The sequence below is a fragment of the Albidovulum sp. genome (assembly GCF_049646345.1).
Lineage (GTDB): Bacteria > Pseudomonadota > Alphaproteobacteria > Rhodobacterales > Rhodobacteraceae > Albidovulum.
Genome location: NZ_JBARVQ010000861.1, coordinates 1 through 2,754 on the forward strand (window position 1 = coordinate 1; position 2,754 = coordinate 2,754).

The window sequence follows — 2,754 nt, forward strand, 5'->3', positions numbered from 1 at the left end:
GCCGAGGCCAAGGCAGGGGGATATTTCGCCGATTGGGTGATGGATTCCGGCCCCACCTTCCTGACGCAGGACACGACCGAGGATGTGGTGGTCAAGACGACGCTCGATCAGGGCATCCAGAAGTCAGCCGAAGAGGCTTTGGCTTTCGTCTTCGATACCAAGGTCAAACAGGGCTCGGTCGCGCAGGCCGCCATCGTGGTCATGTCGGCCGATGGTGCGGTGCGCGCTATGGTCGGCGGGCGCAAGACACAAGTTTCGGGCGCCTTCAACCGCGCGACGCAGGCACTTCGGCAAGTCGGCTCTACGTTCAAACCCTTCGTCTATGCCGCCGCCCTCGACCTCGGCTTCGACATGAATGCCTATGTCGAAGACGCGTATTTCTGCGTCAACGTGAAGGGATCGGGCGAATGGTGCCCGAAGAACTACGACAAGGACTTCCGCGGCATGATCACGTTGACCGATGCACTGGCCCATTCGGTCAATACTGCCACGGTACGTGTCAGCCAGTCGGTCGGACTGGAGGCCGTGCGGCAGGTCGCCACCGGGTTCGGGATCGAATCCGATCTGGCACAGGGTCCGGCGATCGTGCTCGGCTCTTCAGGCGCCACACTTCTGGAGATGACCGGGGCCTATGCGGGCATCCTGAACGGCGGCTCGGCGGTACGGCCCTACGGCCTCGTAGAACTGCGCATCCAGGGGGACGACGCGGCCTTGATGGGACAGGAAGGCGGGATCGGCGAACGCGTGATCTCGGACCGTGCAGCCAAGCAACTGACCTATATGATGACCCAGGTGATCGAACGCGGTACCGGGCGCCGGGCGCGGCTTGAGGGGCGCGAGGCGGCAGGCAAGACCGGGACGACCTCGGACTACCGCGACGCATGGTTCATCGGTTTCACGGCGGATTATGTCGTTGGCGTCTGGATGGGCAATGACGACAACTCCCCCCTGACGAGCGTCACCGGCGGTGGATTGCCTGCGGAAATCTGGCATGAGGTCATGGCCCGGGTCGAGGCCGACCAGCCCGCAACTCCGCTGCCGATGATCCGGCCCGAGGAACTGCCCGCGCCGCAATGGCAGGGCCAGACCTATGACAGCGGCCCCATCGCGCAACAGCAGCCCCAAAAGAAGCGCAAGAAAAAGCGCAAACAGCAGGACGATCCGATCCTGAACCTGCTCAACCAGATCCTCGGCGGAAACTGACGCCACCCTGGCAGCGGTCGTAAGGTGGGTTTAAACCCACCTTACTTTCTTGAAACTCAAGAAACCCAGAGGATGCGAGAAAATGACAGTTCGTCCCGTAAGGTGGGTTTAAACCCACCTTACATCACGGTCGGGCGGCTCAGCCTGCCCGCGTGAGGTCCGCCGCCAGTGCGCCGATATCGCCCCGACGCTTGTCCAGCATCGCGCCAATCTCGGTCCGTTCAGCGGCAAGCATGTTCACGCCTTCAATGATGATGTTGAAGAACAGGCTCTTGCCCGACTTGTCGAAGACATGCCAGTCAAGCCGGAACGGTGCCTGCCCTTTCAGATGGGCGACCGACCGCACCTCGAAGAAGCTCTTCAGCGGCCGCGCTTCCTGCACTTCGATCCGGCCGCCGATGAATTCGCGGAAGCGGCGGCCATATTTGCGCGAGATATAGCCCTGGAACGCTTTGACATAGGCGTTCAGATCGGCTTTCGATGCCGACCGGCCAGCAGGCCCGAGCGAGCTTTGCGCGATGAACCGCACATCGGCGTAGCGCACGAAGATCCGCTCAAACTCCTTGAACATAGCCGTTTCCGACTTGCCCGAGGCGATCACCCCGTTGACCTCGCCCACGACCTGGTCGACCAGCGCCTTTGCCTGACCGGTGTTCAAGGCCCATGCGTCCGACGGCAATGTGGCAAGAGCGATGCCGGCTGGAAGGCTGGCCAGAAGGCGGCGGCGGGTCAGGTTACTGTCCATAGGGATCCTCATACGGGTCGAACACATCAGTTTCATCTTCGATGCCAAGCTCAAAATGGCGGTTTTGCAGGTAGAGAAGCCTCATCTGCGCGTAGCTGTCTGCGCTTTCATATAGAATCGAGTCGACCACATCGCCATAGAGCTGCCGGTCTGCGGCGCGCCCGGCGAGCTTCATACCACGCAGATAGTAGCTTTCGGGCGGCTCCACCGCGATCCCTATCGGATTTGTGATGACATCCACGACCGACCCGACCAGATCCCGTTCGGTCGTCGGTCCGGCGAGCGGCACGACAAGGAAAGCACCTTCGGGTGCTCCCCAGACATGCAGCGTTTCGCCGAAATCGGTAGCATCGGCATAGATACCCATCGCCGTGGCGGGGTCGAATATGCCACCAATGCCCACGGTCGTATTGACCACAAAGCGTACCGTATTGGTGATCGCGGGCTTTGGTCTGAGCTGCAGGATGTTGTTCAGAACATCGCTGGGTGTTCCAAGGTTTTCGGCGACGTTGCTGACCCCCTCGGCCACGGGGGGCGGTAGGAACGGTTTTTTGTCGGGCTTGCCGCCGCCAAACAGCGCGCGGTCCATCGCAAGGTTCTCATCATGCACCTCGCGGTTTCGCGCCTCGTATGGATCGTTGAATTCCGCCCCCGGCTGCGGTGCGGAGCATCCCGTAGCCAGCAGGAGAAGTATTGCCGAAAGCCCGGCAACCGACCGCTTGCCTGAATTATCGATCAATGGATTTCCTAACATTTTCTTTTTATCTTTCCAAAGAATCTGACACAGAAGCGAAACGGTCCCCCAA

At 60.7% G+C, this 2,754-nt stretch carries 3 protein-coding genes; 1 reads left to right on the forward strand and 2 read right to left on the reverse strand.

All coding sequences use genetic code 11. The features are described 5' to 3' along the window. Positions 1–1,203, forward strand: a 1,203-nt coding sequence (locus WBB85_RS22545; protein ID WP_432640807.1) for a transglycosylase domain-containing protein, incomplete at its 5' end; no start/stop codon positions are given. Positions 1,204–1,342: 139 nt separating this feature from the next. Here WBB85_RS22545 and WBB85_RS22550 read toward each other — a convergent pair. Together WBB85_RS22550 and WBB85_RS22555 are read right to left on the reverse strand one after the other, a co-directional pair. Further along, positions 1,343–1,948, reverse strand: a complete 606-nt coding sequence (locus WBB85_RS22550; RefSeq protein ID WP_432640808.1) for an MlaC/ttg2D family ABC transporter substrate-binding protein — start codon at positions 1,946–1,948, stop codon at positions 1,343–1,345. Then, positions 1,938–2,687 carry an MlaA family lipoprotein gene (locus WBB85_RS22555; RefSeq protein ID WP_432640809.1) on the reverse strand — a complete coding sequence of 250 codons (750 nt, stop codon included), beginning with the start codon at positions 2,685–2,687 and terminating at the stop codon, positions 1,938–1,940. Before WBB85_RS22555 ends, WBB85_RS22550 begins: the two co-directional genes overlap by 11 nt. Positions 2,688–2,754 lie beyond the last annotated feature (67 nt).

What these genes read in the sequence shown, in the direction of transcription:
- WBB85_RS22550 (WP_432640808.1), bottom strand. Translation starts at nt 1,948, where the DNA reads ATGGACAGTAACCTGACCCGCCGCCGCCTTCTGGCCAGCCTTCCAGCC.